General features: G+C 70.1%; 26 protein-coding genes and 1 other RNA gene. 8 read left to right on the top strand and 19 right to left on the bottom strand.

Features of this window, described 5'->3' with window-relative positions; translation table 11 throughout:
- Positions 1-21: 21 nt before the first annotated feature.
- Both JHE00_RS11960 and JHE00_RS11955 read right to left on the bottom strand, forming a co-directional pair.
- Positions 22-573, bottom strand: coding sequence for a YbaB/EbfC family nucleoid-associated protein (locus JHE00_RS11960; RefSeq protein ID WP_200317878.1), 552 nt, complete (start codon positions 571-573; stop codon positions 22-24).
- 88 nt (positions 574-661) lie between these two features.
- A complete protein-coding gene (locus tag JHE00_RS11955) occupies positions 662-1,105 on the bottom strand; it encodes a hypothetical protein (protein ID WP_230423206.1) in 444 nt (147 codons plus the stop codon).
- A gap of 253 nt (positions 1,106-1,358) precedes the next feature.
- On the opposite strand from JHE00_RS11955, the gene leuA reads away from it, so the two are divergent.
- The 3 genes from leuA (at position 1,359) to JHE00_RS11940 (ending at position 4,763) form a co-directional block, all read left to right on the top strand.
- Positions 1,359-3,143 (top strand): 2-isopropylmalate synthase, encoded by a 1,785-nt coding sequence (gene leuA, locus JHE00_RS11950; protein ID WP_200317876.1) that lies wholly within the window; start codon positions 1,359-1,361, stop codon positions 3,141-3,143.
- 98 nt (positions 3,144-3,241) lie between these two features.
- A complete protein-coding gene (locus JHE00_RS11945) occupies positions 3,242-3,850 on the top strand; it encodes a DedA family protein (protein ID WP_200317874.1) in 609 nt (202 codons plus the stop codon).
- Positions 3,798-4,763, top strand: a complete 966-nt coding sequence (locus JHE00_RS11940) for a helix-turn-helix transcriptional regulator (protein ID WP_200317873.1) — start codon at positions 3,798-3,800, stop codon at positions 4,761-4,763. Before JHE00_RS11945 ends, JHE00_RS11940 begins: the two co-directional genes overlap by 53 nt.
- Here the strand turns inward: JHE00_RS11940 and JHE00_RS11935 are convergent.
- Together JHE00_RS11935 and JHE00_RS11930 are read right to left on the bottom strand one after the other, a co-directional pair.
- Positions 4,754-5,671, bottom strand: coding sequence for an SDR family oxidoreductase (locus JHE00_RS11935; RefSeq protein WP_200317871.1), 918 nt, complete (start codon positions 5,669-5,671; stop codon positions 4,754-4,756). The two genes, JHE00_RS11940 and JHE00_RS11935, sit on opposite strands and share 10 nt — an antisense overlap.
- A 607-nt stretch (positions 5,672-6,278) precedes the next feature.
- A complete protein-coding gene (locus tag JHE00_RS11930) occupies positions 6,279-7,184 on the bottom strand; it encodes a LysR family transcriptional regulator (protein WP_200317869.1) in 906 nt (301 codons plus the stop codon).
- 81 nt (positions 7,185-7,265) lie between these two features.
- Here JHE00_RS11930 and JHE00_RS11925 point away from each other — a divergent pair, with 81 nt between their 5' ends.
- Positions 7,266-8,219, top strand: a complete 954-nt coding sequence (locus JHE00_RS11925) for an EamA family transporter (RefSeq protein WP_200317867.1) — start codon at positions 7,266-7,268, stop codon at positions 8,217-8,219.
- Here the strand turns inward: JHE00_RS11925 and JHE00_RS11920 are convergent.
- From JHE00_RS11920 to JHE00_RS11885, 8 genes are all read right to left on the bottom strand, one after another.
- Positions 8,135-9,193 (bottom strand): ABC transporter ATP-binding protein, encoded by a 1,059-nt coding sequence (locus JHE00_RS11920; RefSeq protein ID WP_200317865.1) that lies wholly within the window; start codon positions 9,191-9,193, stop codon positions 8,135-8,137. The genes JHE00_RS11925 and JHE00_RS11920 overlap by 85 nt on opposite strands.
- Complete coding sequence (locus JHE00_RS11915; RefSeq protein WP_200317856.1) at positions 9,190-10,185, bottom strand: ABC transporter ATP-binding protein; 996 nt, start codon at positions 10,183-10,185, stop codon at positions 9,190-9,192. Before JHE00_RS11915 ends, JHE00_RS11920 begins: the two co-directional genes overlap by 4 nt.
- Positions 10,186-10,190: 5 nt before the next feature.
- The gene (locus JHE00_RS11910) at positions 10,191-11,171 is read right to left on the bottom strand and encodes an ABC transporter permease (protein WP_200317853.1); all 981 of its coding nucleotides are present in this window, start codon (positions 11,169-11,171) and stop codon (positions 10,191-10,193) included.
- Between the two features lie 2 nt (positions 11,172-11,173).
- Complete coding sequence (locus tag JHE00_RS11905; RefSeq protein WP_200317851.1) at positions 11,174-12,196, bottom strand: ABC transporter permease; 1,023 nt, start codon at positions 12,194-12,196, stop codon at positions 11,174-11,176.
- A gap of 9 nt (positions 12,197-12,205) precedes the next feature.
- Complete coding sequence (locus JHE00_RS11900) at positions 12,206-13,888, bottom strand: ABC transporter substrate-binding protein (protein ID WP_200317849.1); 1,683 nt, start codon at positions 13,886-13,888, stop codon at positions 12,206-12,208.
- Between the two features lie 189 nt (positions 13,889-14,077).
- Positions 14,078-14,668 carry a uridine kinase family protein gene (locus tag JHE00_RS11895; protein ID WP_307831905.1) on the bottom strand — a complete coding sequence of 197 codons (591 nt, stop codon included), beginning with the start codon at positions 14,666-14,668 and terminating at the stop codon, positions 14,078-14,080.
- Between the two features lie 11 nt (positions 14,669-14,679).
- Positions 14,680-15,276 carry a recombination mediator RecR gene (gene recR / locus JHE00_RS11890; RefSeq protein WP_200317847.1) on the bottom strand — a complete coding sequence of 199 codons (597 nt, stop codon included), beginning with the start codon at positions 15,274-15,276 and terminating at the stop codon, positions 14,680-14,682.
- A gap of 2 nt (positions 15,277-15,278) precedes the next feature.
- Positions 15,279-15,653, bottom strand: coding sequence for a YbaB/EbfC family nucleoid-associated protein (locus JHE00_RS11885; protein WP_200317845.1), 375 nt, complete (start codon positions 15,651-15,653; stop codon positions 15,279-15,281).
- A 209-nt stretch (positions 15,654-15,862) separates the two neighbouring features.
- On the opposite strand from JHE00_RS11885, the gene JHE00_RS11880 reads away from it, so the two are divergent.
- On the top strand, positions 15,863-16,546 hold the full coding sequence (locus JHE00_RS11880) for an N-acetylmuramoyl-L-alanine amidase (RefSeq protein ID WP_307831904.1): 684 nt from the start codon (positions 15,863-15,865) through the stop codon (positions 16,544-16,546).
- A gap of 9 nt (positions 16,547-16,555) precedes the next feature.
- On the opposite strand, the gene JHE00_RS11875 is transcribed toward JHE00_RS11880, so the two are convergent.
- The 4 genes from JHE00_RS11875 to JHE00_RS11860 all read right to left on the bottom strand — a co-directional run bounded on the left by JHE00_RS11875 (position 16,556) and on the right by JHE00_RS11860 (position 20,961).
- Positions 16,556-18,592, bottom strand: a complete 2,037-nt coding sequence (locus JHE00_RS11875) for a DNA polymerase III subunit gamma and tau (RefSeq protein ID WP_200317843.1) — start codon at positions 18,590-18,592, stop codon at positions 16,556-16,558.
- 50 nt (positions 18,593-18,642) lie between these two features.
- Positions 18,643-18,741, bottom strand: an RNA gene (ffs, locus tag JHE00_RS11870) — signal recognition particle sRNA small type.
- Positions 18,742-18,746: 5 nt separating this feature from the next.
- Positions 18,747-20,243 carry a sensor histidine kinase gene (locus JHE00_RS11865; RefSeq protein WP_200317841.1) on the bottom strand — a complete coding sequence of 499 codons (1,497 nt, stop codon included), beginning with the start codon at positions 20,241-20,243 and terminating at the stop codon, positions 18,747-18,749.
- Positions 20,224-20,961 carry a response regulator transcription factor gene (locus JHE00_RS11860; protein ID WP_200317839.1) on the bottom strand — a complete coding sequence of 246 codons (738 nt, stop codon included), beginning with the start codon at positions 20,959-20,961 and terminating at the stop codon, positions 20,224-20,226. The genes JHE00_RS11865 and JHE00_RS11860 overlap by 20 nt, the downstream gene beginning before the upstream one ends.
- A gap of 133 nt (positions 20,962-21,094) precedes the next feature.
- On the opposite strand from JHE00_RS11860, the gene JHE00_RS11855 reads away from it, so the two are divergent.
- A complete protein-coding gene (locus JHE00_RS11855; RefSeq protein ID WP_200317837.1) occupies positions 21,095-21,700 on the top strand; it encodes a hypothetical protein in 606 nt (201 codons plus the stop codon).
- 5 nt (positions 21,701-21,705) lie between these two features.
- Here the strand turns inward: JHE00_RS11855 and JHE00_RS11850 are convergent, their stop codons facing one another.
- On the bottom strand, positions 21,706-21,960 hold the full coding sequence (locus tag JHE00_RS11850; RefSeq protein ID WP_200317835.1) for a DUF397 domain-containing protein: 255 nt from the start codon (positions 21,958-21,960) through the stop codon (positions 21,706-21,708).
- 246 nt (positions 21,961-22,206) lie between these two features.
- On the opposite strand from JHE00_RS11850, the gene JHE00_RS11845 reads away from it, so the two are divergent.
- Positions 22,207-22,389: a hypothetical protein gene (locus JHE00_RS11845; RefSeq protein ID WP_200317833.1), complete on the top strand. Its 183-nt coding sequence runs from the start codon at positions 22,207-22,209 to the stop codon at positions 22,387-22,389.
- Here JHE00_RS11845 and JHE00_RS11840 read toward each other — a convergent pair.
- Positions 22,374-23,243 (bottom strand): helix-turn-helix domain-containing protein, encoded by an 870-nt coding sequence (locus JHE00_RS11840; protein ID WP_200317831.1) that lies wholly within the window; start codon positions 23,241-23,243, stop codon positions 22,374-22,376. The two genes, JHE00_RS11845 and JHE00_RS11840, sit on opposite strands and share 16 nt — an antisense overlap.
- A 66-nt stretch (positions 23,244-23,309) precedes the next feature.
- On the opposite strand from JHE00_RS11840, the gene gnd reads away from it, so the two are divergent.
- The gene (gnd, locus tag JHE00_RS11835; RefSeq protein ID WP_200317829.1) at positions 23,310-24,749 is read left to right on the top strand and encodes an NADP-dependent phosphogluconate dehydrogenase; all 1,440 of its coding nucleotides are present in this window, start codon (positions 23,310-23,312) and stop codon (positions 24,747-24,749) included.
- Between the two features lie 86 nt (positions 24,750-24,835).
- Here gnd and JHE00_RS11830 read toward each other — a convergent pair whose 3' ends face one another.
- Positions 24,836-26,023: a 4-hydroxybenzoate 3-monooxygenase gene (locus JHE00_RS11830; protein ID WP_200317827.1), complete on the bottom strand. Its 1,188-nt coding sequence runs from the start codon at positions 26,021-26,023 to the stop codon at positions 24,836-24,838.
- Positions 26,024-26,115 lie beyond the last annotated feature (92 nt).

The raw sequence follows: 26,115 nt of genomic DNA, 5'->3' as shown, positions 1-26,115 counted from the left end.
AGCCCCCTCGGTCGGGATCGGTCAGCGGCGCATGATGGAGCCCTGGTCGAAGTAGTCGTCGTTGTCGTCGTCCGAGCGGGTGGGCCTGCGCCTCGGCGGCGCCGCCTGCTGCTGCGGTTGTGACTGCTGTGGCTGAGACGACTGCTGCGGCTGCTGCGGTTGCTGCTGCTCCTGCGACGCAGGCTCCGCCTCGGCGGTTCCGAACGCCTCGGCCTGCGCCTGGCGAACCTGCTCCGAGGTGTTGACGCCGAGCGAGTCGCCGAACGCATCGTCCACGATCCCGGCCTGCCGCTGCACCGCTCCCGCGACCGCCTGACGCATGGTGTTCATGATCGTCCTGGCGAGCTGGTCGGCGTCCATCCGCAGCGCGGCCGCCCCCAGCTTGAGATCGGTGACGGCTCCACCGGCGCCGGCGACGACCCTGACGTTGCCGTCGGGAGAGGTCGCGCTGCTCTCGATCTCCGCGATCTGCTCCTGCATGTCGGCTACGCCGGCGAAGTTGGCCTCGGCCTGCCGGATCTTGCCTCGGAAGCTCTCGAACTGGGCGATCAGCTGGTCCATGTGGGCGGACATGGTTACTCCCGTGCATTACGCGAAGATCATTCGGACATTTGCGTCACCCGATTATGACAGCTCGCGCGGGAGTGGATCAGCCGCTCGCTCAGGCGGAGCCGCCGACGCGGCGGATCACGCGCGCGACGATCGAGGACACCACGAGCCAGAAAACCGCGGCGATGCCGTAGTTGACCAGCACGGAGAGCTTGGGATCCTCCGGCTGGAACAGGTCCTTGAAGCCCAGGGAGAGACTCTCGGACCAGTCCGACACCCACGACACTATGCCGTTGCCGGCGTTCGCCTCGCCGATCACGAAGATCACGTGCAACACGAGCACCAGCGCGAACAGCAGGCCGATCCAGCGGACGATGCCGGCCAGCAGCCCCACGACGCGGTCGCGGACCAGCCGCCAGTCCGTCGTGCGCTTCGGCGCGGACTCGGGCTCCTCCGCGGCGTTGCGGTAGGTCGACACCGCGGGGCCGGGCGGCAGCGCCTCGGTGGGCTCGCCTGCGTCCCTGCCCTGTTCGTTGCTCTCGGCGCGCTCAGCCATGCCCCGCAGTTTCCCACGCCGATCCACGAATTGCTACGCGCGAGTAACTCCCGGAAGGAGCCCGAAAGATAACGGTTCGGCCTCGGCCCCGGCTTTTCAAGTCGATCGCGTCGTGGTTAAGGTGGCTGACGTGGCACGTGCACTCCTGCTTCGCTGCCGCGACGGGGCCTGATCGGACCGGCTCCCCGTCGCGGGGCTTCGTGGTGCCGCCGGTCGTAACCGAGCCCACAACGAGCAGGAGCAGTTCCAGATCATGAGCACGCCCGAAAGCCCCGTATCGCAGTCCGGCCGCATCCGTAAGCCCACGCGCCCCGCACCCGCCGGCCAGCCGGTGTGGAACACGCAGCGCGGCTCGTCGATGCCCGCCCACCGCTACCAACCCTGGCATCGCCTGGTCGAGGACATCCAGCTGTCCGACCGCACCTGGCCCGACAACCGCATCGAGCGCGCCCCGCTGTGGTGCGCGGTCGACCTGCGCGACGGCAACCAGGCCCTGATCGACCCGATGTCGCCGGCCCGCAAGCGCAAGTTCTTCGACCTGCTGGTGCGCATGGGCTACAAGGAGATCGAGGTCGGCTTCCCCGCAGCGAGCCAGACCGACTTCGACTTCGTGCGCGAGATCATCGAGGAGAACGCGATCCCGGACGACGTCCGGATCCAGGTGCTGACCCAGTGCAGGCCCGAACTGATCGAGCGCACGTTCCGCTCGCTCGAGGGTGCGCCGAGGGCCATCGTGCACATCTACAACTCGACCTCAATCCTGCAGCGCCGCGTCGTGTTCCGCGAGGAGCGCGAGGGAATCAAGAAGATCGCGCTGCAGGCCGCCGACCTGGTGACCGAGTACGCCGCCAAGTACTCCGACACCGACTTCCGGTTCCAGTACTCCCCGGAGTCCTACACCGGCACCGAGCTGTCCTACGCCGCCGAGGTCTGCAACGCCGTCTCCGACATCTGGCAGCCGACGCCGGAGCGCCCGGTGATCATGAACCTGCCCGCGACCGTGGAGATGGCAGGCCCCAACGTCTACGCCGACTCCATCGAGTGGATGAACCGCAACCTGGAGCGTCGCGACGGCGTGATCCTGTCGCTGCACCCGCACAACGACCGCGGCACCGGCATCGCCGCGGCCGAGCTGGGCTACCAGGCGGGCGCCGACCGCATCGAGGGCTGCCTGTTCGGCAACGGCGAGCGCACCGGCAACGTCGACCTGGTCGCGCTGGGAATGAACCTGTTCAGCCAGGGCATCGACCCGCAGATCGACTTCTCCGACATGGACGAGATCAAGCGGACCGTCGAGTACTGCAACCAGCTGCCGGTGCCCGAGCGCAGCCCGTGGGGCGGCGATCTGGTGTTCACCGCGTTCTCCGGCTCCCACCAGGACGCGATCAACAAGGGCTTCGACGCGCTCAACGTCGCCGCCGACAGGGCTGGCGTCCCGGTGGACGAGTTCACCTGGGAGGTCCCGTACCTGCCGATCGATCCGAAGGACGTCGGCCGCACCTACGAGGCCGTGATCCGCGTGAACTCGCAGTCCGGCAAGGGCGGCATCGCCTACATCATGAAGTCCGAGCACCAGCTGGACCTGCCGCGCAGGCTGCAGATCGAGTTCTCGCAGACCGTCCAGCGCCACACCGACTCCGAGGGCGGCGAGGTGGACCCGGACACGATGTGGACCGCGTTCTCGGCCGAGTACCTCGAGCCGCGCACGCCGCTGGAGCTGGTGAGCCAGCACGTCACCGCCAACGGCGACTACGACCTCACCGCCACGGTCAGGGTCGACGGCGAGGAGCAGGAGATCACCGGCCGCGGCAACGGGCCGATCGCCGCGTTCTTCGACGCGCTGACCACCGTGGGCTACAACATCCGGCTGATGGACTACAGCGAGCACACGCTGACGCCGGGTGACGACGCGAAGGCAGCCTCCTACATCGAGTGCGCCATCGACGACAAGGTGTACTGGGGCGTCGGCATCGACCCCTCGATCGTCACCTCGTCGCTGCGGGCCGTCGTCTCCGCGGTGAACAGGGCCCACCGCTGACCGGTGCGGGGACCCGGGCCGCCGGGTCCCCGTCCACAGTGGATTTCCGGTGTGGACGGACCTGAGGAGTTCTCAGCCGGCGAAGCGTTGAGGGTGGTGTGGACGTCTCGACGCTGTCACTGCTCGCGCTGTTTCTCATCGCGGCGGTTCCGCTGGCCCCGACGGAGGTGACGCTCGTCGGCATGGGCGTGGTCGCCGCGACGACGGACGGGCCGGTCGCGCCGATCATCCTCGTCGCGTCCGCGGGCTGCCTGCTCTGCGACTACCTGCTCTACGTCGTGGGCAGGAGGGGCGGCCCGCTCGCGCTCGACCGCGTCCGCAGGCGGCGCGCGGGCGACGCCACCGTGCGCTGGCTCTCCCGGCACCTCGACCGTCGTCCCGTCGCGGTGCTGGTGATCGCCCGCTGGCTGCCCGCGGGCGGCACGGCGGGTTCCCTGCTCGCGGGCTCGCTGCGCTGGCCGCGCTCGGTCTTCGTCGTCGCCTCGGTCATCGGCGTGACGCTCTGGTCCACCTACGCCGTGCTCCTCGGCTACCTCGGCGGTGCCGTGGTGGAGGAGTCGGCACTGGGCCTGTTGCTCTCGCTCGGCGTCGCGGTGGTGCTCGCGGTGACGGTCGCCTCTGTGTGGCGGCGCCGGAGCGGGCATGATCTGGAGCATGCGCGCGGAACGTCTGGTGGCACTGCTGTTCACCCTGCAGAGCAGGCGTAGCGCGACCGTTCCCGAACTGGCCGAAGCGCTCGGCGTCTCCGAGCGGACCATGCATCGCGACATCGCCACGCTGCAGGCGTCCGGCGTACCGCTGTGGACCGAACCCGGCCGCTACGGCGGAGTCCGGCTCGTCGAGGGCTGGCGCACCCGGCTCGACGGGCTCACCTCCCGCGAGGCCGTCGCCATCTTCGCGATGGGCGTGCCGAGAGCACTCGCCGAACTGGGCCTCGGCACCGCCGTGTCCGCGGCACACGCGAAGGTCTCGGCGACACTGCCCGCACCGCTGCGGGAACAGGCACAGCACGTCGCGCAACGGTTCCACCTGGACGCACCCGGCTGGTTTCGCGAGGAGGACGAGGCCGAGCACCTGGCCGATGTCGCGCGGTCGGTGTGGGAACAGCGCAGGACGAAGATCACCTACCGGCGCGGCGACGGCACCGTCGAGCGCGTGCTCGACCCGCTCGGACTCGTGCTCAAGGCCGGCGTCTGGTACCTCGTCGCGCGGGCCGACGACTCGCTGCGCACCTACCGCGTCAGCCGGATCGCCGGGTCGGAGCCGCTCGAGCAGACCTTCGAACGACCCCCCGACTTCGACCTGGCGAGCTGGTGGCAACGCTCGTCGGCCCAGTTCGAACGCTCACTGCGGCGCCAGCGCGTGCGGGTGCGGTTGAGCGAGGGCGGGCGACGGGGGTTGCCGAGGTTCGTCGACGCCGACCTGGCGATCGCCGCGCTGGAGGCGGCGGAGCCTCCCGACGCGGACGGCTGGACCGAGGTGGAGCTCGACCTCGAGGAGGGCCACATCGCCGCGGGCCAGCTGCTCGGGCTCGGCGCGGGCGTCGAGGTGCTGGAGCCACCCGCTGTGCGCGCGGCCTTCGCCGACGCGGCACAGCGGATGGCCGACCGTCACCGGTAGCCGGTGGCGTCCGCGGGCTTGCCGGCCTCCTGCACCTCGTCGACGTAGCGCCACGCGTCCGGCCTGCTCCCGTCCACGTCGTCGAACTCGTAGATCGCGGCGAGCTGCCCACTGTTGAGCGTCTGCCCGGTGAAGCGCTGCCGCTCGGGGTCCGCGGCGAGCTCGGCGACCGCGCGGCCCACGAACACCGGCGACTCCGAGATGCAGAAGTGCGGCTCCTTGACCAGCGCGTCGCGCCAGTGCTGCTCGGTGACGCCGTAGTGCTCGAGCATGGCCTCCGAACGCAACCAGCCCGGTGTCATCGCGACCGCCGTGCAGCCGTACTCGCGCAGCTCGTGAGCCTGCGCGAGCGCGAGCTGGTGCGCGGCGGCCTTGGGGATGTAGAAGCCGAGCGAGGTGCCCACGCGGAACCTGGCGTTGTACTCGGCGGTGCCGTCGGTCAGCTCCACCAGCAGCCCGCCCTGGTTGCGGATCATCAGCGGGAGGAGGTGGTGGCTGGTGATGATGTGCGCGTCGATGCCGAGCCGGATCATGCGCAGCGAGTGCTCCAATGGCTGTTCCCACACCGGCTTGCCCCAGCCGATGTAGTCGTCGCCGCCCCACACGCCGTCGACGAGGATGTCGACGCGGCCGTGCTCGCGGTCGACCCGCTCCGCCAGCGTCGCGACCTGAGCGGAGTCGAGGTGGTCCACCCGCACGGCCGCTCCCTCGCCGCCCGTCTCGGTGATCCGCTCGACCGTGCCCTCGATGGTCTCCGGCCGGTTCACCTCGGAGCGTTGCCGCCCCGACGACCTGCCGGTCACGTAGACGAACGCGCCGCGCCTGCCGAGCTCGATCGCGATCGCCCTGCTCGCGCCGCGCGTACCCCCGGCGACGACGGCCACCCTGCCTGTCAATGAGTTACCCATGCCCACGACGCTGCCCCCGAACCCTGTCACCCCCTGTCAAGGTTGGAGCAGCCATCCCGCGAGTCCCCCACTCCGGCGCGCGAGTCCCCCACTCAGGCACGCGAGTCCCCCACTCCAGACCTCGAGTTGCGCGCTCCAGCGCGTGAGTCCCGCATTCCCGCCGGTCTGAAACATCGGCGCAGCGAATGGCACCCGGCCGCTGCGTGGAGCCGCCGTTCTTCGCAGTCAGGCCGCGGTGGCCGACTCCCGGACGCCCGAAGGGCAACTCGCTGACGGGAGCGAGCAACTCACTGTCCCGAACGCAGCACACGCGTCGGGAGCACACGACACGCAGGCCAGCGTGCGTAACTCGCCATCCCAAACGCAGGGCTCGCGTTCTCGAGTGCACGACTCGCAGTTCAGAACGGGCAACTCGCCGTCGTGAACGCGGGACTCGCGATCAGGAACGCACGACACGCAGGCCCGAGCGCACGACACGCAAGCCAGGGCCGGGAACTCACCGACCCGAACGCGCAACTCACCGTCCCGAGCGGGGGACTCGCGGGCCTGGGCGGGGGACTCGCGGGCCTGGGCGGGGGACTCGCGGGCCTGGGCGGGGGACTCGCGGTTAGTGGGGTTCGTTGCCCACTGCCGCGGCTTCGGTTTTCAGGGCGTCCAGGACCGCCGTCACGGCGGGGCGGCGGAGCGCGCCCGCTCGCAGCACCGCCTCGATGAGCCGCGCCGCACGGATCCCCGCGAGCGGCCTGCGCAGCACCCGGCGAGTGTCCATCGTGTACCTGGGCAGCAGCGCGATCCCGTGCCCCGCGGCCACCAGCGCCTCGGTGATCCGGAAGTCGTTGAAGCGGTACTCGACCCGCGGCCGCACGCCCGTTCGCGTCGCGAGCGACACGAGCACGTCGTCCACCGGGAACCCCACGTCCACACTGATCCAGCGTTCTCCAGCCAGCTCGGTCAGCTCCACCCGCTCGCGATCACCAAGCGGGTGCCCTGGCGGCAGTGCCACGTCCAGCGGCTCCCGCAGCAACGGCACCACGTCGATGCGCTCGCCCGCGAACGGCGCCGCGTGCTCGTCGCGGTGGGTCACCACCACGTCGTGGTCGGCGAGCAGGCCCGGCACCTCGGGCGGGGTCATGTCGACATCGCGCACCTCGACGTCGAGCCCGTCGGTCGCGGCGAAGCGCGGCAGCAGGCCCGGCAGGAGCAGCAACCCGGCCGAAGGGAAGATCGCGAGGCGCACCCGGCCGCGTGGCGAGCGCCGGTAGGCGTCGAGCTCCGACTCCGCCCGCTCCAGCGCGGCCAGCACGTCATCGGCCCTGGCCACGAGCGCCCTGCCCGCGTCGGTGAGCCGCAGCCCGCGCCCTGCCGGCTCGGTGAGCGTGAGCCCGACCTCATCCTGCAGCGCACGCAGTTGCTGCGACACCGCCGACGGCGTGCAGTGCAACGCCAGTGCGGCAGCGGTCACACTGCCGCGGTCGGCGAACTCCCGCAGTGTCCTGAGTCTGCCGAGGTCCATGCCCACAGTGAAGCATGGCTACACAATCACTGAACACATTCTCGCTGGTGCTTCATTGTTAGCGGGCGCAAGCTGTAAGCCGTGCCTGGTCGGGACCGCTTACTCGCCGCGTTCACCGCTCTGCTCTGGGGCTGCAACTTCCTCGCGATCCATGCCACCCTCACGCACTTCCCGCCGCTGTTCGCCGGCGCGCTGCGATTCGTGGTCATCGCGATCCCGACGATCCTGCTCGTACCGTGGCCGAAGGTGAAGCTGCGCTGGCTGATCGGCTACGGCCTCGGCTTCGGCACCCTGCAGTTCGCGTTCCTGTTCGTGGCCATGAACACGGGCATGCCCACGGGACTGGCGTCGCTGGTGCTGCAGGCCTCGGCGCCGTTCACGGTGCTACTCGGTGCGGTGTTCCTGCGCGAGAAGCTCACCGCGTGGCAGGTGGCCGGCATCGTGCTCGCCGTCGCCGGGATGAGCGCCATCGCGTGGCAGCGCGCCGAGTACGCCGCGCTGCTGCCCGTGTTGCTCACCCTGCTCGGCGCGCTGAGCTGGGCGTGCGGCAACCTCTGCCTGCGCAAGGCCGAACCCGAGCAGCCCCTGCGCTTCACGCTGTGGATGTCCGTGGTGCCTCCACTGCCCATGTGGGGCCTCTCGATGATCTTCGAGGGCCCCGCCGCGCAGTGGGACAGCGTCAGCACCTTCCATCTGCCCGCGCTGGCCGGGATGGCCTACACCGCCGTGCTCGGCACGGTGGTGGGCTCCGGGATCTGGAGCGCGCTCATGCGCCGCAACCCGGCCAGCACGGTCGCGCCGTTCTCCCTGCTCGTGCCCGTCGTCGGCCTCACGATGGCGTTCCTGCTGCTCGACGAGCGCCCGACGCCGATCGAGATCGTCGCGAGCGCCGTCGTGGTCAGCGGCGTACTGCTCGGCTCCGTGCGCTGGTCACGGAGGAAACGCGAGCCTCAGGACGTGACGGCGTCCGGTTGCACCAGTTCCGGCTCCACCTCGTGCGGCGAGAGCCGGCCCTCGAGGATGTCCTCCGCGTAGTGGCAGGCCACCCGGTGCCCCTCACCGATCTCCCGCAGCTGCGGCCGGTCGGTGTCGCACAGGGTCTCCTGCCGCCACGGGCAGCGGGTGTGGAACCGGCACCCGGTGGGCGGGTCGGCCGGCGAGGGCAGGTCTCCCGAGAGCAGGATCTGCTCGCGGCTGTCCTCCACCACGGGGTCGGGCACCGGGATCGCCGAGAGCAGCGCCCGCGTGTACGGGTGCAGCGGCTGCCGGTAGAGCTCGTCGGAGTCGGCTTCCTCCACCATCGAGCCCAGGTACATCACGCCGATCCGGTCGGAGATGTGGCGCACCACCGCCAGGTCGTGCGCGATGACGAGGTAGGTGAGTCCCAGCTCGTCCTGCAGCTCCTCCAGCAGGTTGACCACCTGTGCCTGCACCGAGACGTCGAGCGCCGACACCGGCTCGTCCGCCACGATCAGGTCCGGCTCCACCGCGAGCGCCCTCGCGATGCCGATGCGCTGCCGCTGCCCGCCCGAGAACTCGTGCGGGTACCGGCGCAGCGCGCTCTCCGGCAGGCCCACCGCGGCCAGGAGCTCCTTGAGCCGCTGGTGGGTCTGTTCCTTGCCCTTGTCGAGCCCGTGTGCGCGCATGCCCTCGACGAGCAGCGACTCCACCGACTGACGAGGGTCCAAACTGGACAGCGGGTCCTGGAACACCATCTGCATCCGGCGGCGCATGGTGCGCAGCTCCTCGCCCTTGAGCGTGGAGAGGTCGGTGCCGTCGAAGTCGGCCCGCCCGTCCGTGGGCTCCACGAGCCGCAGCAGCGCGCGCCCGAGCGTGGTCTTGCCACACCCCGACTCGCCGACGAGGCCGTAGGTCTCGCCCCTGTTGATGGTCAGGCTCACCCCGTCGACGGCGTAGACGTAGCCGACCGTGCGGTCGAGCACGATTCCCCGCTTGATCGGGAAATGCACCTTGAGGTCGTCGATCGTGACCAGTACGTCGTCGCTCATCGCGCTCCCTCCGCTGCCATCGGCGCGACCTCGACCGGGTTGTGGCAGCGCAGCATGCCACCCCGGTCGTCGACCAGCTCGGGAGGATCGCTCCAGCACTCCTCCAGCTGGCTCGGGCACCTCGGCGCGAACGCGCACCCGCGCGACCACGCGATGTTGTCCACAACGGACCCCCGGATCGGCACCAGCTTCTCGCCGCGCGGCGCGTCGAGCCGCGGGATCGACGCCAGCAGCCCGTGGGTGTAGGGGTGCCTCGGCTCGGCGAAAAGCGCGTGCCGCTGCGCGCGCTCGACGATCCGGCCGCCGTACATCACGTTGACCTCGTCGCAGAGTCCAGCCACCACACCGAGATCGTGCGTGATCATGATCAGCGCAGTGTCCGTTCCGGACACCAGCTCCGAGAGCAGGCTCAGGATCTGGGCCTGGATCGTCACGTCGAGCGCGGTGGTCGGCTCGTCGGCGATCAGCAGCCTCGGCCTGCACGCCAGCGCGATGGCGATCAGCGCGCGCTGGCGCATGCCACCGGAGAGCTGGTGCGGGTACTCGTCGAGCCGCCGCTTCGGGTCGGGGATGCCGACCCGGTTGAGCAGCTCGGCGGCCTCCGCCTTGGCCTCCTTGCGGCCCAGCTTCCGGTGCCGCTCCAGCACTTCCGAGATCTGCAGCCCGATGGGCACCACCGGGTTCAGCGACGAGAGCGGGTCCTGGAACACCATGCCGAGGTCGCGGCCACGCCGCTCGTCGAGCTCCCGCTGCGAGAGTCCGAGCAGCTCCTCGCCCTCGAACGTCACCGAGCCGCCGACCTTCGCTCCCCGCGAGGGCAGCAGTCCCATGATGGCCAGCGACGTCACGGACTTGCCGCAACCGGACTCGCCGACGAGCCCCACCGTCTGGCCTGGCTCCACGTTGAAGCTGATGTTGTCCACCGCGACGGAGGGCTCCTCGCCCTTGCGGTGGAAGGTGATCGAGAGATCGCGTACTTCGAGCAGTGCCATCCCGGTCACCTCCGCTGCCGCGGGTCGAGGGCTTCGCGCATCGACTCACCGACGAGTGTGAAGCCCAGCGCCACCACGATGATGCACACGGCGGGCAGGAACGCCAGGTGCGGCTGGTTGTCGAAATAGTCCTGCGCGTTGCCGAGCATCTGACCCCATTCCGGAATCGCGTCGTCCGCGGCACCGAGGCCGAGGAACGACAGTGCGGCCGCGTCGAGCACCGCGATGGCGAGCACGAGCGTCGACTGCACGATCACCGGGCCGAGCGAGTTCGGCAGGATGTGCCGGAACACGATCGCCCCGCGTTTCACGCCGAGCGCCTTGGCCGCGAGCACGTGGTCGCTCTGCCGCACGCTCAGCATCGTTCCGCGCAGTAGTCGCGCGAAGATCGGGATCTGCACGATCGCGACCGCCAGGATCACCGTGAACTGTGTTTGATCGGCGAACAGCGCACCGATGGACACGGCCAGCAGCAGCGACGGGATCGAGAGCAGCACGTCCACGATCCGCATGACGAGCGAGTCGACCCAGCCGCCGAACGCGCCGGCGAGCGTGCCGAGCACCAGCCCGCCGCCGAGGCCGATCACCGTGGCGAGCACGGCCACCAGCAACGTCTGCTGGGAACCGAGCAGCATCCGCGAAAACAGGTCGCGGCCGAACTGGTCACCGCCGAGAGGGTGACCGTCCTGTGGTGGCGGGATCTCGTTGCGAGCCCGGGAAACCTGATCGTCCAGCAGCCGCAGCGCCGGGTCGTGGGGGGCGATGAGCGGCGCCAGCAACGCCAGCAGCACGAACAGCCCGATCACCACGGCGCCCACGAGGAACACCGGGTTGCGGCGCAGCCTCCGCCACGCCGAGGCGGCGAGGCTGACTCCCGCATCGGTGGCGTTGCGTGAGCCCGAGCCCTCCGGACCCGGTTCGAGTTCGGGACCCCGCGCGGCCACGCTGGCGAGCCGGTCGATTTTCGCCGCACGTGACGACGTCATAGCTAGCTCACTTTCTGCGCCGAGCGGATGCGCGGGTCGATCACCGCGTACGACAGGTCAACGATGAGGTTGACCAGTACGTAGGCCATCGCGGCCGCGATGATCACCACCTGCAGCACGGCGAAGTCCTTGCGTTCGAACCCGATCGCCAGCGCCTGCCCGATTCCCTGCCACGAGAACACCGTCTCGGTGAGCACTGCGCCGGACAGTAGCGCGCCGGTCTGCAAGCCGACCGTCGTCACCACCGGCAACATGGCGTTACGCAGGATGTGCCGGTCGCGGATGATCCGCCGCGTCAGGCCCTTCGACCGCGCGGTGCGCACGTAGTCCTCGTCGAGCACGTCGAGCACCGACGCCCTGGTGATCCGGAAGATCACGGCGAACGGGATCGAGGCGAGCGCCACCGCGGGCAGCAACAGGTGTCGCAGCGCGTCCCACGCGGCGTCCCATTCCCTGGTGAGCACCCCGTCGAGGACGAAGAACCCGGTGATGCGCGTGGCATCGATGTCCGGGCTCTGCCGTCCGCCCGTCGGCAGCCAGCCGAGCTTGATCGACAGGAAGTACTTGAGCAGGAAGGCCAGGAAGAAGATCGGAATCGAGATGCCGATCATCGAGCCGACGACGCCCGCGTTGTCCAGCCAGCCGCCGCGACGACGGGCGGCGAGGTAGCCGAGCGGGATCGCGAAGATCAGCGCGAGCAGGATCGCCGCGATGCTGAGCTCGAGCGTCGCCGGGAACCGTTCGAGGAACAGTTCCATCGCTGGCTTGCCGGGCGAGACACCGGTGGACGTACCGAAGTCACCGGTGATGGCCCGACCGAGGAAGGCGAAGTACTGAACGAAGATCGGGTCGTTCAGTCCGAGCGCCTCGGTCAGCTCGGCGCGGCTCTCGGCCGTACCGCGGTCCCCCAGGAGGGCCGAAACCGGCCCTCCCGGGAGCATCCGCAGCCAGCCGAAGATCAGCACCGACAGCACTACCACGACGAGTGCGAGTTGCAGCACCCGCCGAACCGTAAAGCGGAGCACAGTTCTCTGTTACTCGCCGGAGGACACGGTGACCGAGGCGAACTCCTCCTTGGTCAGCGGGCTGGGCACCAGCCCCTGAACGTCGGAGGAGACCACCATGGCCGGCGGGGAGTGCGAGAGCGGAATCGCGGGCAGGTAGTCGGACATCAACTTGCGGTTGATCTCCTGGTACTTCGCGTCGCGCTCGCCTTCCTCCACCGTGGTGTCGGCGTCGGCGAGGGAGTCGGCCAGCTCCTGGCCCCACGGCGAACCGGAGGTCCAGAACTGGTTCTCCGCGTTGCCGAAGAACGTGCCGATGAAGTTGTACGGCGAGTTGTAGTCACCCGTCCAGCCCAGCAGGAACAGCTGGGCGTCGGCGACCTCGACCTGGTCGACGTAACCGCCTGCCCACGGCTTGCTGATGGGCTTCACGGTGATGCCGGCGGCCTCGAGGTCCTCCTGCAGCGCACCGAAGATCGACTGCGGGTTCGGCATGTAGGGCCTGGTGACCTGGGTCGGCCACCACAGCTCCACGGTGAGGTTCTCGTGCCCGGCCTCGCGCAGCAGCTGCTTGGCCTTGTCCGGGTCGTACGGGTACTCCTGCACGTCGTCGGCGTAGCCCTCGACCGAGGACGGGTAGAACTCCTTGGCGACCTCGGAGTTCTCCGGCATCACGGAGTCGACCAGAGTCTGGCGGTCGATCGCGTGCGCCAGCGCCTGGCGGACCTTCAGGTCCCGGAGCGCCTCGTTGTTCTTCTGGGTGATGCCCAGGTACAGGATGTTGAACGGATCGCGGATCTGGACGTTGTAGCCGGCGTCCTCCAGCGAGGCCCAGTCGGCGGGCGACGGGAAGTCGTAGCCGTCGATGTCACCGGCTTCGAGCGCCTGCTTGCGCGCGGTCTCGTCCTCGATCACGCGGAAGATCAGCTTGTTGAGCTTGGCCTTGTCGCCCGAGTACTCGTCGTTGCGAGCGAGCTCGATGGTGCCGTTGCCCTCGTCGTACGAGGTGAACTTGAACGGACCGGTGCCCGTCGGGTGCTGACGCGCGTACTCGGAGAAGACGAAGCCACTGCCCTCGGCCTTGACGTCGTTGGCCTTGTACTCGTCCAGCGCCTTGGGGCTCTGCATGGAGAACGAGTCCTGGCTGAGCATGGTCGGGAAGCGCGCCGTGAACCGCGTCAGCTCGAGCTTGACGGTGGTGGGGTTCTCGGCAGTGCAGCCCTTGAACAGCGACGGCTTGGCGCCGTCGGCGAAGCCGCCGAAGTTCTCGATCCAGTAGTACGACAGGGCGGCCGTGGCGCCCGCGCCGGTCTGGTTGAACATGCGCTCGAAGTTCTTGCAGACGGCGTCGGCGTTGAACGGGGTGCCGTCGTGGAACTTCACGTCCTCTTTGAGGTTGAAGGTCCAGACCTTGCCGTCGGGGGTGGACTCCCAGTCGGTGGCGAGCTCGGGCTCCAGCTCAGCGGTGCCGGGCTTGATGCCGACGAGGGTCTCGAACATCTGCCGCGTCACGCGGAACGTCTCGCCGTCGGAGGCGTAGAACGGGTCGAAGTTCGACGGGGCGCCAGGAGCGCCGAATACCAGCGTGCCGCCTTCCTGCCCGCCGCCGCTGTCGCGTTCGGATTCGGCACAGGCGGTCAAGGACACCGCGAGCGCGGCGGTGAGCCCGATCAGGGCTGTCCGTCGCGATCGGGCCACCCGCATTTGGAGCATGTTGGCACCCCTTGGAGGAAATTCCAGTTCGGTCGCGTTCACGTGAACACGTGACCGCAGATGGTCGCTGACCCTAGCGGTTATCGGCGGCTCACTTAAGGTCTGGAGGTTACGATCGGGCTACGCGGAGGAGCGGGTTACACCGAACAGTCGCTGAACATCGACTCAGAGTGACCGTCCGAACGGCCGCTACCCGCGTTGGTCGGCCTCCATTGGTCCGAACGTCGCATCGGCATGAGCAGCCGTGCGATCGGCCGAAAACCAGCCGAACTCGAAGCGTTGCCAGGCCAGCAGGTGTGGTCTGGACGTCTCGCCGTCCCTCGCCACGGCGCGTTCGAGCCGGACGCCGGGGTCGGGATCGTCCATCCAGCACAGATACGAGAGCAGGGGCCGCACGGAGGCCCGGCCTGCCGAGACCCCTTCGAGCACCAGCACGTGCGGCACCGGCACGTCCACCAGCGGGCCGGGCTTCGCCTCGCCAGTGGTCCAGTCCATCCGGCGATACCGGCCGGCACGGCCGTCGGCGAGCGGATCGAGCACGCCGGCACGCAGGCGGGGCCACCACGAGACGGGGTCGCTCCAGGTGGCGAAGTCGTCGGTGCCGACGAGCGCGGTGGAAACGCCCCGTTCGCGCAGGGCGGCCACGACCGCGGCGGCGAACGTGGACTTGCCGGAGCCGGACGGACCGTCGATGGCGAGCAGCCGCACGCCGCCCAACTTCGGCGACGTGTGCAGCACCCGCTCGGCGACGGTCCGGCCCGGCTCCGCGAGATCGGGCACGAGCGCCTCGATCAGAGCGCGCGGCGACCGGACAACGCGCGGCCGAGGGTGAGCTCGTCGGCGAACTCCAGGTCGCCACCCATCGGCAGGCCAGAGGCCAGCCGGGTGACGGTCAGACCGGGGAAGTCACGCAGCATGCGAACGAGGTAGGTCGCGGTGGCCTCGCCCTCTGTGTTGGGGTCGGTCGCGATGATCACCTCGGTCACCTCTTCCGCCCCGATCCTGGACAACAGGTCCTTGATGCGGAGCTGGTCCGGCCCGATGCCCGACAACGGGTCGAGCGCGCCGCCCAGCACGTGGTAGCGGCCCCGGAACTCCCGGGTGCGTTCCACGGCGAGGACGTCCTTGGGCTCCTCGACCACGCAGATGAGCGCCGGGTCGCGACGAAGGTCCCGGCAGATGCGGCACTGCTCCTCCTCGGAGACGTTGCCGCAGACGTCGCAGAAGCGCACGCCTTCCTTCACCTTGCCGAGCACGTCCTGGAGCCTGCCGATGTCGACCGGATCGGTGGCCAGCAGGTGGAAAGCGATGCGCTGCGCGCTCTTCGGACCGATGCCGGGCAGCCTGCCCAGCTCGTCGATGAGGTCCTGAACTACGCCTTCGTACAAAGTTACTGTCCAGGCAGGCCGAGGTTGCCGAGACCGCCGAGGTCGGGCATGCCGCCGCCACCGCCGAGGCCACCCGCGAGCGGGCCGAGCTTCTCCTCGGTGAGCTTCTGCGCGTTGTGGGTCGCGTCGCGCACCGCGGCCACCACCAGGTCGGCCAGGGTCTCGGTGTCCTCGGGGTCGACGATCTTGGGGTCGATCGCCAGGTTCTTGAGCTCCATGCCGCCGGAAACGGTCGCGGTCACCAGGCCGCCGCCGGAGGTGCCGGTGACCTCAGCCTCCGCCAGCTCCTGCTGGGCCGTGACCAACTGTTCCTGCATCTTCTGGGCCTGCTGCAGGATCTGCTGCATGTCGGGCATTCCGCCGCCGGGCTGCACCATGATTCGGATTCCCGCTTTCGTAGCTTGCGTGACGTCGTGTCCAGCCTAGTCGCAGCGCGTGTGGCACGGTGTGAGCCGTGCGTCGTCGTGGTGTTGCGCTGCTGTTCGTTTCTCTGGCGCTGAGTTCGTGCGGACCGGACGGCGGGGCTGCCGCACCCGCTGCGAGCCAGAGCCCGGCCCCCGACCGCGTCAGCTCCACACCCCGGCAGGTGCCGACCACCGCTCCGCCACGGAGCACCACGCCCGAGCCGGACCCGCCCACCGTGGTGCTCGACGCCGGCCACAACGGCGGCAACGCCTCGGCACTCTCCGAGATCAACCGCGAGGTGCCTGCGGGGCGAGGACGGATGAAGCCCTGCAACACCACCGGCACGGCGACCGACGACGGCTACCCCGAGCACGTGTTCAACTTCGACGTCGCGAAGCGGGTCGGCGAGGCGCTGCGCGCCCGCGGGGTGCGCGTGGTCGGCACCCGCGACTCCGACGACGGCGTCGGGCCGTGCGTCGACCGGCGCGCGGCGATCGGCAACGAGGTGAATGCCGACGCCGTGGTGTCCATCCACGCCGACGGCTCGTCGACGCAGGGCAGCGGCTTTCACGTCGCCTTCTCCGACCCGCCGCTCAACCCGGCGCAGGGCGACCCCGCGAACCGGCTGGCCACAACGGTGCTCGATGCGATGGCCGCCGAGTTCCCCGTGGCCGACTACATCGGCGAAGGCGGCCTCTCCGGCCGTGACGACCTGGCGGGGCTGAACCTCTCCGAGGTGCCCGCCGTGCTCGTGGAGTGCGGCAACATGCGCAACCCCGACGAGGCCTCGGTGATGTCCACACCCGAGGGCAGGCAGCGCTACGCCGACGCGATCACCGAAGGGGTACTCGCCTACCTGGGCTGAGCCACGCGCTCAGTCGATCGGGCGCGCGCCGAGGTGGTCGGAGAGCAGCTTGTGGGCCACGGCCTCCGGATCGGTCTGGTCCGGCGCGGGAGCGGCCACGGGGCCGCCCGAGTCGGGACCGTCCGGGTAGGGCTCCTCGTCGTCGGGCTCGGGCGGCAGCGGGATGTCCGGCTCCGTGGTGGCGGGCACTGGCTTGCGCTGCTGTTCCGAGGCCGAGGGCCGCTGGAAGCGTTGCTCCGGCTGCTGGTTCTGCTGCGGCTTGGCCGGCGGGGCCTGCCTGGCCGGTGCGGGCGGCGCCTGCCGGGCCGCGGGGGCCGGTGCCTCGTTCTGCACCGCTCCCGCGTGCACGCACCTGACGCTCCAGTTGCCCGAGACCACCTGGCCGAGTGCCGTCGCGATGCAGTCGGCGTTGCGCGGCTCCGACAACCGTCGCGCCAGCGGCTCCGCGGGATGGGTGAGCACCACCGTGTTGCCGTCGAGGCTGTGCACGGTCGCGTTGGTCAGCATCGCCTCGGTGCTGCGGCTCAGCTTGCGCACGGCGGCGAGCAGCTGCGGCCAGTACTGGCGCAGCGCGGCCGCGTCGAGCTGTCCCGGCTCGGACGAGGAACCGGCCACCGGAGCGGGCGCCTGAGCGGGCTTCGGCTCGGGCTGCGCAGGCGGGGCTGACGCAGCGGGCGCGGCCGGTTGCTTCGGCGGTTCCGGCTGCTCGGCGGGCGGTGCGGCTGCCGAGGGCTGCGTGGGTTCGGCCGGCTTCGCCGAGCGCTGCGAGGGCCGTTCGAAGGTCCGCTCCGGTGCGGCCGTCGTGGCAGGCGCGGTCTGTTGCGCGGCGGGAGCAGGTGTGGCGGCGGGAGCGGCGGCTTGCGGCGCGCCGGCCTGCGCGGGCCCCGCGGTGACCCGGCGCTCCAGCCGTTCGAGCCGCTGCAGCATGGCGGCCTCGTCGCCGGCGACCTCGGGCAGCAACATGCGCGAGCACAGCAGCTCCAGCAGCAGCCGGGGCGCCGTGGCCCCCCGCATCTCCAGGAGTCCGTTGTGGACGATCTCGGCGTAGCGCGTGAGCGTGCCCGGCTGGATGCGCTCTGCCTGCGCGATCATGCGGCCGAGCTCTTCCTCCGGCGCCGACACCATGCCGGTGGACGCCGCGTCGGGCACCGAGCGCAGCAGGATGAGGTCACGCAGCCGGTCGAGCAGGTCGGTGGCGAAGCGGCGCGGGTCGTGGCCGGCTTCGGAGAGCTGGTCGACCGTGCTGAACACGGCCTTGTGGTCGTCCGCGGAGAGCGCGTCGACCATCGCGTCGATCAGCGCGACGTCGGTGACGCCGAGCAGCGACACCGCACGGGCGTAGGTGACGCCCTCGGGTCCCGCGCCGGCCAGCAGTTGGTCGAGCACCGACTGGGTGTCCCGCGCCGATCCGCCGCCCGCCCTGATCACCAGCGGGTAGACCGCGGGCTCCACCTGCATGCCCTCGGCGGCGACGTTGCGCTCGAGCAACTCGCGCATCGCGCTCGGCGGGATCAGCCGGAACGGGTAGTGGTGCGTCCGCGAGCGGATGGTGGGCAGCACCTTCTCCGGCTCGGTGGTCGCGAAGATGAAGATCAGGTGCTCGGGCGGCTCCTCCACGATCTTCAGCAGGGCGTTGAAGCCCTGCGTGGTGACCATGTGCGCCTCGTCGATGATGAACACCCGGTAGCGGGACTCGGCGGGCGCGTAGAACGCGCGGTCGCGCAGCTCGCGGGCGTCGTCCACACCACCGTGGCTGGCCGCGTCGAGCTCGGTGACGTCGACGCTGCCTGGGCCTTCCGGTGCGAGCGCGAGGCACGGCCCGCACTTGCCGCACGGGTCGGGCGTCGGGCCCTCGACGCAGTTGAGCGAGCGGGCCATGATGCGCGCGCTGGACGTCTTGCCACACCCACGCGGACCCGAGAACAGGTAGGCGTGGTTGATCCGGCCGGAGGACAGAGCGGTGCGCAGGGGCTCGGTGACGTGCTCCTGCCCGACCACCTCGGCGAAGGTTGCCGGCCGGTACTTGCGGTACAGCGCGAGAGCCACGTCGCGAGGGTACCGGCAGACTCGGACACTCCCCTCGCCCGGCCGTCCAGGGCAAAAAGGGGACCCCCGCACCCGTCAGAGCCTGCTTATCCTTGCTGCCTTCCGGCCCTGGGGAGGTTCACAGGGTGGACGCCGCGGGGGTCCGTCGCCCAGTCTAGGCGAAGGCTCGACCGGCTGCCGACACGGGGAGTGCCAGAGTGAACTCGGTGGCCCCCGGTTCGCTGGTCACGGCCACTTCGCCGTGGTGAGCGGCCACCACGGCGGCGACGATCGCCAGCCCGAGTCCGGTGCTGCCGGCCGAGCGCGAGCGCGAGGTGTCGCCGCGCGCGAACCGCTCGAAGACCTCGGGCAGCAGCGGTGCGGGGATGCCTGGACCGTCGTCGTGGACCTTCAGCACCGCGGAGTCCCCCCGCCGCGCGAGCACCACCTCCACCCTGCTGCCCGACGGGGTGTGCGCGCGGGCGTTGCTCAGCAGGTTGGCCACCACCTGGTGCAGCTGCTCGGCGTCGCCCTTGACCGTGATCGGCTCGGCGGGCGCGTCGAGCACCCACCGGTGTCCCGGCCCGGCCACGTGCGCGTCGGCGACGGCGTCGGCCACCAGCCGGGACAGGTCCACGGGCTCTCGCACCGGCGCACGCCCCGCGTCCAGCCTGGCGAGCAGGAGAAGCTCCTCCACGAGGTTGGTCATGCGCGCCGACTCGGACTCCACGCGGGAGAAGGCGAACCGGACGTCGTTCGGCACCGCGTCACCGTGCCTGCCGACGAGCTCCGCGTAGCCCTTGATCGCGGCGAGCGGCGTGCGCAGCTCGTGGCTCGCGTCGGCGACGAACTGCCGGACCCTGCTCTCGCTGCGCTGGCGCGCGTCGAGCGCGCCCGAGACGTGGCCGAGCATCTGGTTCAGCGCCAGTCCGACCTTGCCGACCTCGGTGCGGGTGTCGGTGTCGGGCTCGGGAACGCGTACCGACAACGCCACCTCGCCCTTGTCCAGCGGCAACTCGGTGACCTTCGAGGCGGTGGTGGCCAGCCGGTCGAGCGGGCGCAGCGTGCGGCGCACCGTCCACGCGCCCACCAGCCCCGTGATCGTCACCGCGCCGAGCGCGACGCCGCCGATGATCAGCCCGACGTTCAGCAGCGTGTCGTCCACTTGCGACAGCGGGAGCCCGGTGACCAGCACCGTGCCGTCGCCCATGACCATCGCGGAGAGCCGGTAGGAGCCGAAATCGCCGAGGTCGCGGCTGTAGGCCCGGCCATCGGCAGGCAGGTCCGTGAGCACCGCGTCGCTGCTGTTCGGCAGCAGTTGACGCTCGGCCTCGGGGCCCGTGAGCCGCTGGGCCCTGACCACCTCGCCGTCGCGGAGCACGGCGGTGAGGGTCTCGACGCCCTGCCCGGGAGCGTCCAGCGCGACCAGCGGCCCCTTGGGGCGCGGCTCTCCGGGCCGCAGTTCGGGAGGCGGGCCCATCGCGACCGCGCGCGCCCGGTCGCTGGCCCCCCGAAGCTGCTCGTCGAGCTTGCCGACCAGGAAGGTGTCGAGCGCGAACTCGGTGACCACGACGACGAGCAGGCACACCACCGCGAGCAGCCCGATCAGCTGCGCGAGCAGCTTGCTGCGCAGCGACCAGGGCCTGCGCACCCTAGGCCGGCTTGAGGACATACCCCGCGCCGCGCATGGTGTGGATCATCGGCACCCTGTCCGCGTCGATCTTCTTCCGCAGGTAGGAAATGTAGAGCTCGACGATGTTGGCCTGCCCGCCGAAGTCGTAGTTCCACACCCGATCGAGGATCTGGGCCTTCGACAGGACTCGCCGGGGGTTGCGCATGAGGTAGCGGAGCAGCTCGAACTCGGTGGCGGTGAGCGAGATCGACTCGCCGCCCCGGTGCACCTCGCGGCTCTCCTCGTCCAGCGTGAGGTCGCCGACCACCAGCGTCGAACCCGCCGCGGCCGCCACCACCCGTGCCCTGCGCAGCAGTGCCCGCAGGCGCAGTGCCAGCTCCTCCAGGCTGAACGGCTTGGTCACATAGTCGTCGCCGCCCGCGGTGAGCCCCGCGATGCGGTCCTCGACGGCGTCCTTCGCGGTGAGCAGCAGCACGGGCAGGTGCGGGGAGTCGGCGCGCATCCGGCGCAGCACCTCCAGCCCGTCGAGGTCGGGCAGCATGAGGTCGAGCACCACGGCATCGGGGCGGAACCCGCGGGCCTGCTGGATCGCGCTCGCGCCGTCGGGCGCCGTGCGGATCTCCCAGCCCTCCATGCGCAACGCCATCGAGACGAGCTCGGCGAGGCTGGACTCGTCGTCGACGACGAGCACCCGGACAGGTGAACCGTCGGGCCGCCGCTGCCCGACCTTGCCGGGGTCGGTGTTCATGCTGGTCATGGTGGCAGCTTCGCGCGCGAGCGTGTGCTCTCGCTGTGGCCCGCCTGTGCGCCCGCTGTGAACGCGCGAGGGCACAGCCGACGCCCATGCGGCACACAGCTCGGGCACAGCCGGGCCCGCGACGCTGACGAACATGAGCACCGAGAACGCGCTCCCTGAGTCCGAGCGGAACTGGGGCGATCCACAACCACCACGGGAACACAGGCCGCGCTGGACGGCACGCCGGACGACGGTGGCCGTCGCGGTCGCGGCCGGCATCGCGCTGGCCGGCGGGGTCGCCGTCTACGCGGGAGCGAGCGGCGGGTCGGGCCAGGACGGCATGCGGGGCGGCCCTCCGGGGACGGGCGGGCAGTTCGGCCCGCAGGACGGCATGTCGGCGATGGCCGACGCACTGCACGGCGACTTCACGGTCGCAGGCGACGACGGCGGGTACGAGACCCAGCGCGTGCAGAAGGGCGAGGTCACCGCCATCGACGACACGTCGGTGACGGTCGAGAGCGAGGACGGCTACACGCGGACCTACGCGATCGACGAGGAGACCGAGCAGCCCGAGGAGACCGGGAAGGGCGAGGTGGTGACCGTGCTCGCGTCGGTCGCCGGCGACGAGGCGACGGCCACGAGCATCACGACCGGCACCGACGGGTTCCCCGGCGCACCGGGCGGCACCGGCCCTGGGCAGCAGGGCGGGCCGCAGGGGGCTCCGCCGGGACAGCAGGGCGGTCCCGGCGACGCGAACTGAGCGGTTCAGGCGGGGAGGTCGAACTGACCGGCCTTGACGGCGATCAGGAACGCCTCCCACTCCTTCGTGTCGAAGACGAAGACGGGGCTGTCCGCGAGCTTGGTGTCGCGCACCCCGATCCGCTCCCCACCCAGGTTGACCTCGACACAGCTGCCGCCGTTGGGCTCGCTCGCGAACGACTTCTGCCAGCGTTCGGCCTCGAACATCTCCACAGCCGTGGCGGGGTCGTAATAATCCGATCGAGCGACATAATCGGCCATGGCGCTACCTCCGTGCCTGGTCGAAGGACCCGGACGATCGGCGTGACGGGTCACGCCGATTCCGTGCCCCAGTGTCAACTGAGATCAACCTATGCGGCCATTCGTGCGATGTTCGGTTGACCTCATCGACAGCGTGATTAATCTGAGACTAGGATTATTTCTAGTCATAGGGTCCCACCGACGCAACGGCGGGGGTCACCCCGTGAGAGATCGGCAACACAGGCAAGTCTGGGGATGGAGCACGACATGGCGGTACGACTGGACGTGGAACCGAGGGGAACCGAACGGGCAGGGGATGCCTCCGACGAGGACGGCGCACACCCCGAACAGTCCGCCCGCCGCCTCGACCTCGGCTTCGTGAAGGTCTGGCGGCCGCGCCCGCTGCGACTGCTCGAACCGAACCTCTCGGTCAGCTACTGCCGCGTCTGACGGTTCAGTTCCTCGCGGTAGTGCTCGGCCAGCTCCTTGAAGAACTGCCGCGTCTCCTGGCGCTCCAGCGCCGCACCACGCAACCGGTCCCACGAGTCGACGAAGATCTGGAAGTCCTTGATGTCGTCGAGGTAGATGCCGCCAGCCGAGTGCTCGATGTAGACGAAGTCCCGCGTGCGGTCGGGGAACCGCATGATCGTGAAGTCGTTGGGCACCGAAGCCAGTCGGGCGTCGAACGGCAGCACGTGCAGGTAGACCCTCGCCCGCTTCTCGAGCTCCAGCATGTGCTCCAACTGGTCCAGCATCACGGCGGGCGAGTTGCCGCCGGGCGCCCTGCGCAGTGCCGACTCGCTGAGGATGAAGCGGTAGTACGGCGGCTGCTGCTGGTCGAAGACCGCCTTGCGGTCGAGCCGGTTGCGAACCAGTGATGTGACGTCCGTCGCTCCGAACTCCGTGAACTGCTTGAGCATGAAGTGCTCTGACTGCAGTGGACCGGGGATGCGCTCGCCGTGCCACGTCATGATCTCCGCGGCCGCGGGCTCGAGGTCGGTGAACGTACGGAACCAGTGCGGCACAACGGATCGGTACCCGGACCAGTGCCCGCGCTGACCGGCGGCCGCCCTGGCGAGGTTGAGCAGCGTGTCGGCCTCCTCGCCCGAGATGTCGAACGCGTCGAGCATGGCGCGGACGTCGCCGAGCTTGACCCCCACCGCCCCGGACTCGATCTTGTTGACCTTGCCCTGGGTGCACCCGAGGATCTCGGCGACGCGCTGCTGGGTCAGGCCCGCGGAATTGCGCGCGTGGCGCAGCTCATTACCGAGCTGCTTTCTTCGGGAGGTGACGGTACTGGCCATGGCGCGTCGACGTTACCGTTTTCCACCACCAACTCGAAAGAGGCTCTTCCGCGTAGGCTGCAGGTCATGACGAAGAAGGCGAGCATCGGCGTCACCGGCCTCGCGGTGATGGGGCGCAATCTGGCACGCAACCTTGCCCGGCACGGGCACACGGTCGCTCTGCACAACCGTTCGGAGCAACGGACCCGCGACCTGGTGGAGGAGTTCGGTTCCGAGGGCGACTTCATCCCCGCCTACTCGGCGCGCGAGTTCGTCGACGCGCTGGAGCGGCCGCGGCAGGTCGTGGTGATGGTCAAGGCGGGCGCCCCGACCGACGCCGTGATCGAGGAGTTCGCCCCGCTGCTCGAGCCAGGCGACGTGATCGTCGACGCTGGCAACGCGCACTTCGCCGACACCCGCAGGCGCGAGGCGGCGCTGCGCGAGCGCGGTCTGCACTTCGTCGGCACCGGTGTCTCCGGCGGCGAGGAGGGCGCCCTGCACGGGCCGAGCATCATGCCCGGCGGGTCGAAGGAGTCCTACGAGTCGCTCGGCCCGCTGCTCGAGGACATCTCGGCCAAGGTCGACGGCACACCCTGCTGTGCGCACATCGGACCCGACGGCGCCGGGCACTTCGTCAAGATGGTGCACAACGGCATCGAGTACGCCGACATGCAGCTGATCGCCGAGTCCTTCGACCTGTTGCGCGGCGCGCTGGGCTACGAGCCCGCGCAGATCGCCGAGGTCTTTCGCACCTGGAACACCGGCAGGCTCGGCTCCTACCTCATCGAGATCACCGCGGAGGTGCTCGCCCACACCGACGCCGCCACGGGCAGGCCGTTCGTCGACGTGGTGCTCGACCAGGCGGAGCAGAAGGGCACCGGCCGCTGGACAGTCCAAATCGGACTCGACCTCGGCGTGCCGATCACCGGCATCGCGGAGGCCACGTTCGCGCGTTCGCTCTCGGGCCACGCCGACCTGCGGGCGGCGGCGAACGGGCTCGCCGGCCCCTCGCGTTCCCCGTTGACGGGCAGCGACGCCGAGCGCTTCGCCGACGACGTGGAGCAGGCGCTCTACGCTTCGAAGGTCGTGGCCTACGCGCAGGGCTTCAACCAGATCCAGGCGGGCAGCGCCGAGTACGACTGGAACATCGACCTCGGCTCGGTCGCCTCGCTGTGGCGCGGCGGCTGCATCATCCGCGCGAAGTTCCTCGACGACGTCAGCGCGGCCTTCGGGGCCGAGCCGGGCCTGCCGACGCTGCTCACGAGCGGCGACTTCCGCAAGGCCGTCGAGGACGCGCAGGACTCGTGGCGCTCGGTGGTCTCGACCGCGGTGCGGCTCGGCATCCCGACGCCGGGCTTCTCGACCGCGCTGGCCTACTACGACGCGCTGCGGGCCGACCGGCTGCCCGCCGCACTGGTCCAGGGGCAGCGCGACTACTTCGGCGCGCACACCTACCGCCGCGTGGACACCGAGGGCACGTTCCACACGGAGTGGGCCGCCGAAGGCCGCCCGGAACACAAGTCCTGACCCTGCCCCCGCGGCTCCACCACCCGTGGTGAAGGGCACCTTTACTGCATTCAACGCAGTAAAGGTGCCCTTCACCGCGTTCGGGCTCAGTCGGCTCGGTCGAAGGGCAGGCCCACGTAGTTCTCCGCCAGGCTTGTGGCCGCCGCCCTCGACGACGCCGTGTAACGGAGTTGCGAGAGCTGGAGCCGGTGCTGGAACGCGTCGGCGTTCGGGTCGGTGTGCAGCATCGAGGTCATGAACCACGAGAAGTGCTCCGCCCGCCAGACGCGGCGCAGGCAGCGGTCCGAGTAAGACGCCGCGAGCTCGCCGTCGTTGTCGCACAGGAGCGCCTTGAGCGCGCGCGAGAGGTTGCGGACGTCGGCGATCGCGAGGTTCATGCCCTTGGCCCCCGTCGGCGGCACGATGTGCGCGGCGTCGCCCGCCAGGAACAGCCTGCCGTACCGCATCGGCTCCACCACGAAGCTGCGCATCGGTGTGATGCTCTTCTCCAGCACCGGCCCCTCCCGCAACGAGAACCCGTCCCTGGTCTCGAGCCGCTGTTCCAGCTCGTGCCAGATCCGGTCGTCGGACCAGTCCTCGATCCGCTCGATGGGGTCGACCTGCAGGTAGAGCCGGGTGACCTCGGGCGAGCGCATGCTGTGCAGCGCGAAGCCGCGTTCGTGGTGGGTGTAGATCAGTTCCTCGTGCGAGGGCGGCGTGCGCGCGAGCACACCGAGCCAGGCGAACGGGTACTGGTGGTCGTAGGCGGTGAGTTCCCCGGCAGGGATCGAGGGCCGCGAGATGCCGTGGAAGCCGTCGCAGCCCGCGATCACGGCGCAGTTCAGCTCGCGCGCGTTGCCCTCGGAGTCGTGGTAGGACACCCGAGGCGACTCGGTGTCGAGTCCGTGCAGCTCCACATCGGACACCTCGAACTCGATGGGCAGTCCCTTGCCGGCGTGCGCGGCGATGAGGTCCTTGACGATCTCCTGCTGGCCGTACACGGTGATCGCCTTGCCGGTGAGCTCGGCGAGGTCGATGCGGTGGTCGGCGCGGTCGAAGCGCAGTGAGAGCCCGCGGTGGGGCAGGCCCTCGGCGGCAAGCCGCTCGCCGACGCCCAGCTCGCGCAGCAGTTCGACGGTCGGTTGCTCGCACACGCCCGCGCGCACGCGCTGCTCGACGTACTCGCGGCTGCGCGCCTCGAGCACGACCGCCTCGATGCCCTCGAGGTGCAACAGGTACGAGAGGACCAGGCCGGCCGGTCCCGCTCCGATGATGCCAACCTGCGTGTCCGTCACCGTTTCCTCCACGTCGTCACTGCCGGGTCGCTGCCGTTGTCGCACCACACTCTGCGACGGGCCGATCCGCGCGAACCACCAGGACTTCCACT

Origin of the sequence: Prauserella cavernicola, assembly GCF_016595675.1 — a bacterium.
Taxonomy (GTDB): domain Bacteria; phylum Actinomycetota; class Actinomycetes; order Mycobacteriales; family Pseudonocardiaceae; genus Prauserella_A; species Prauserella_A cavernicola.
This window is presented reverse-complemented; position numbering and strand designations above follow the sequence as displayed.

Bases quoted from the DNA above. Each gene is read 5' to 3' on its own strand.
- JHE00_RS11840 (WP_200317831.1), bottom strand. From the start codon at position 23,243: ATGGCCAGTACCGTCACCTCCCGAAGAAAGCAGCTCGGTAATGAGCTG.
- JHE00_RS11850 (WP_200317835.1), bottom strand. From the start codon at position 21,960: ATGGCCGATTATGTCGCTCGATCGGATTATTACGACCCCGCCACGGCT.
- leuA (WP_200317876.1), top strand. From the start codon at position 1,359: ATGAGCACGCCCGAAAGCCCCGTATCGCAGTCCGGCCGCATCCGTAAG.
- JHE00_RS11900 (WP_200317849.1), bottom strand. From the start codon at position 13,888: ATGCTCCAAATGCGGGTGGCCCGATCGCGACGGACAGCCCTGATCGGG.
- JHE00_RS11845 (WP_200317833.1), top strand. From the start codon at position 22,207: ATGGCGGTACGACTGGACGTGGAACCGAGGGGAACCGAACGGGCAGGG.
- gnd (WP_200317829.1), top strand. From the start codon at position 23,310: ATGACGAAGAAGGCGAGCATCGGCGTCACCGGCCTCGCGGTGATGGGG.
- JHE00_RS11940 (WP_200317873.1), top strand. From the start codon at position 3,798: ATGCGCGCGGAACGTCTGGTGGCACTGCTGTTCACCCTGCAGAGCAGG.
- JHE00_RS11865 (WP_200317841.1), bottom strand. From the start codon at position 20,243: ATGTCCTCAAGCCGGCCTAGGGTGCGCAGGCCCTGGTCGCTGCGCAGC.
- JHE00_RS11885 (WP_200317845.1), bottom strand. From the start codon at position 15,653: ATGGTGCAGCCCGGCGGCGGAATGCCCGACATGCAGCAGATCCTGCAG.
- JHE00_RS11920 (WP_200317865.1), bottom strand. From the start codon at position 9,193: ATGAGCGACGACGTACTGGTCACGATCGACGACCTCAAGGTGCATTTC.
- JHE00_RS11855 (WP_200317837.1), top strand. From the start codon at position 21,095: ATGAGCACCGAGAACGCGCTCCCTGAGTCCGAGCGGAACTGGGGCGAT.
- JHE00_RS11910 (WP_200317853.1), bottom strand. From the start codon at position 11,171: ATGACGTCGTCACGTGCGGCGAAAATCGACCGGCTCGCCAGCGTGGCC.
- JHE00_RS11930 (WP_200317869.1), bottom strand. From the start codon at position 7,184: ATGGACCTCGGCAGACTCAGGACACTGCGGGAGTTCGCCGACCGCGGC.
- JHE00_RS11915 (WP_200317856.1), bottom strand. From the start codon at position 10,185: ATGGCACTGCTCGAAGTACGCGATCTCTCGATCACCTTCCACCGCAAG.
- JHE00_RS11860 (WP_200317839.1), bottom strand. From the start codon at position 20,961: ATGACCAGCATGAACACCGACCCCGGCAAGGTCGGGCAGCGGCGGCCC.
- JHE00_RS11935 (WP_200317871.1), bottom strand. From the start codon at position 5,671: ATGGGTAACTCATTGACAGGCAGGGTGGCCGTCGTCGCCGGGGGTACG.
- JHE00_RS11960 (WP_200317878.1), bottom strand. From the start codon at position 573: ATGTCCGCCCACATGGACCAGCTGATCGCCCAGTTCGAGAGCTTCCGA.
- JHE00_RS11955 (WP_230423206.1), bottom strand. From the start codon at position 1,105: ATGGCTGAGCGCGCCGAGAGCAACGAACAGGGCAGGGACGCAGGCGAG.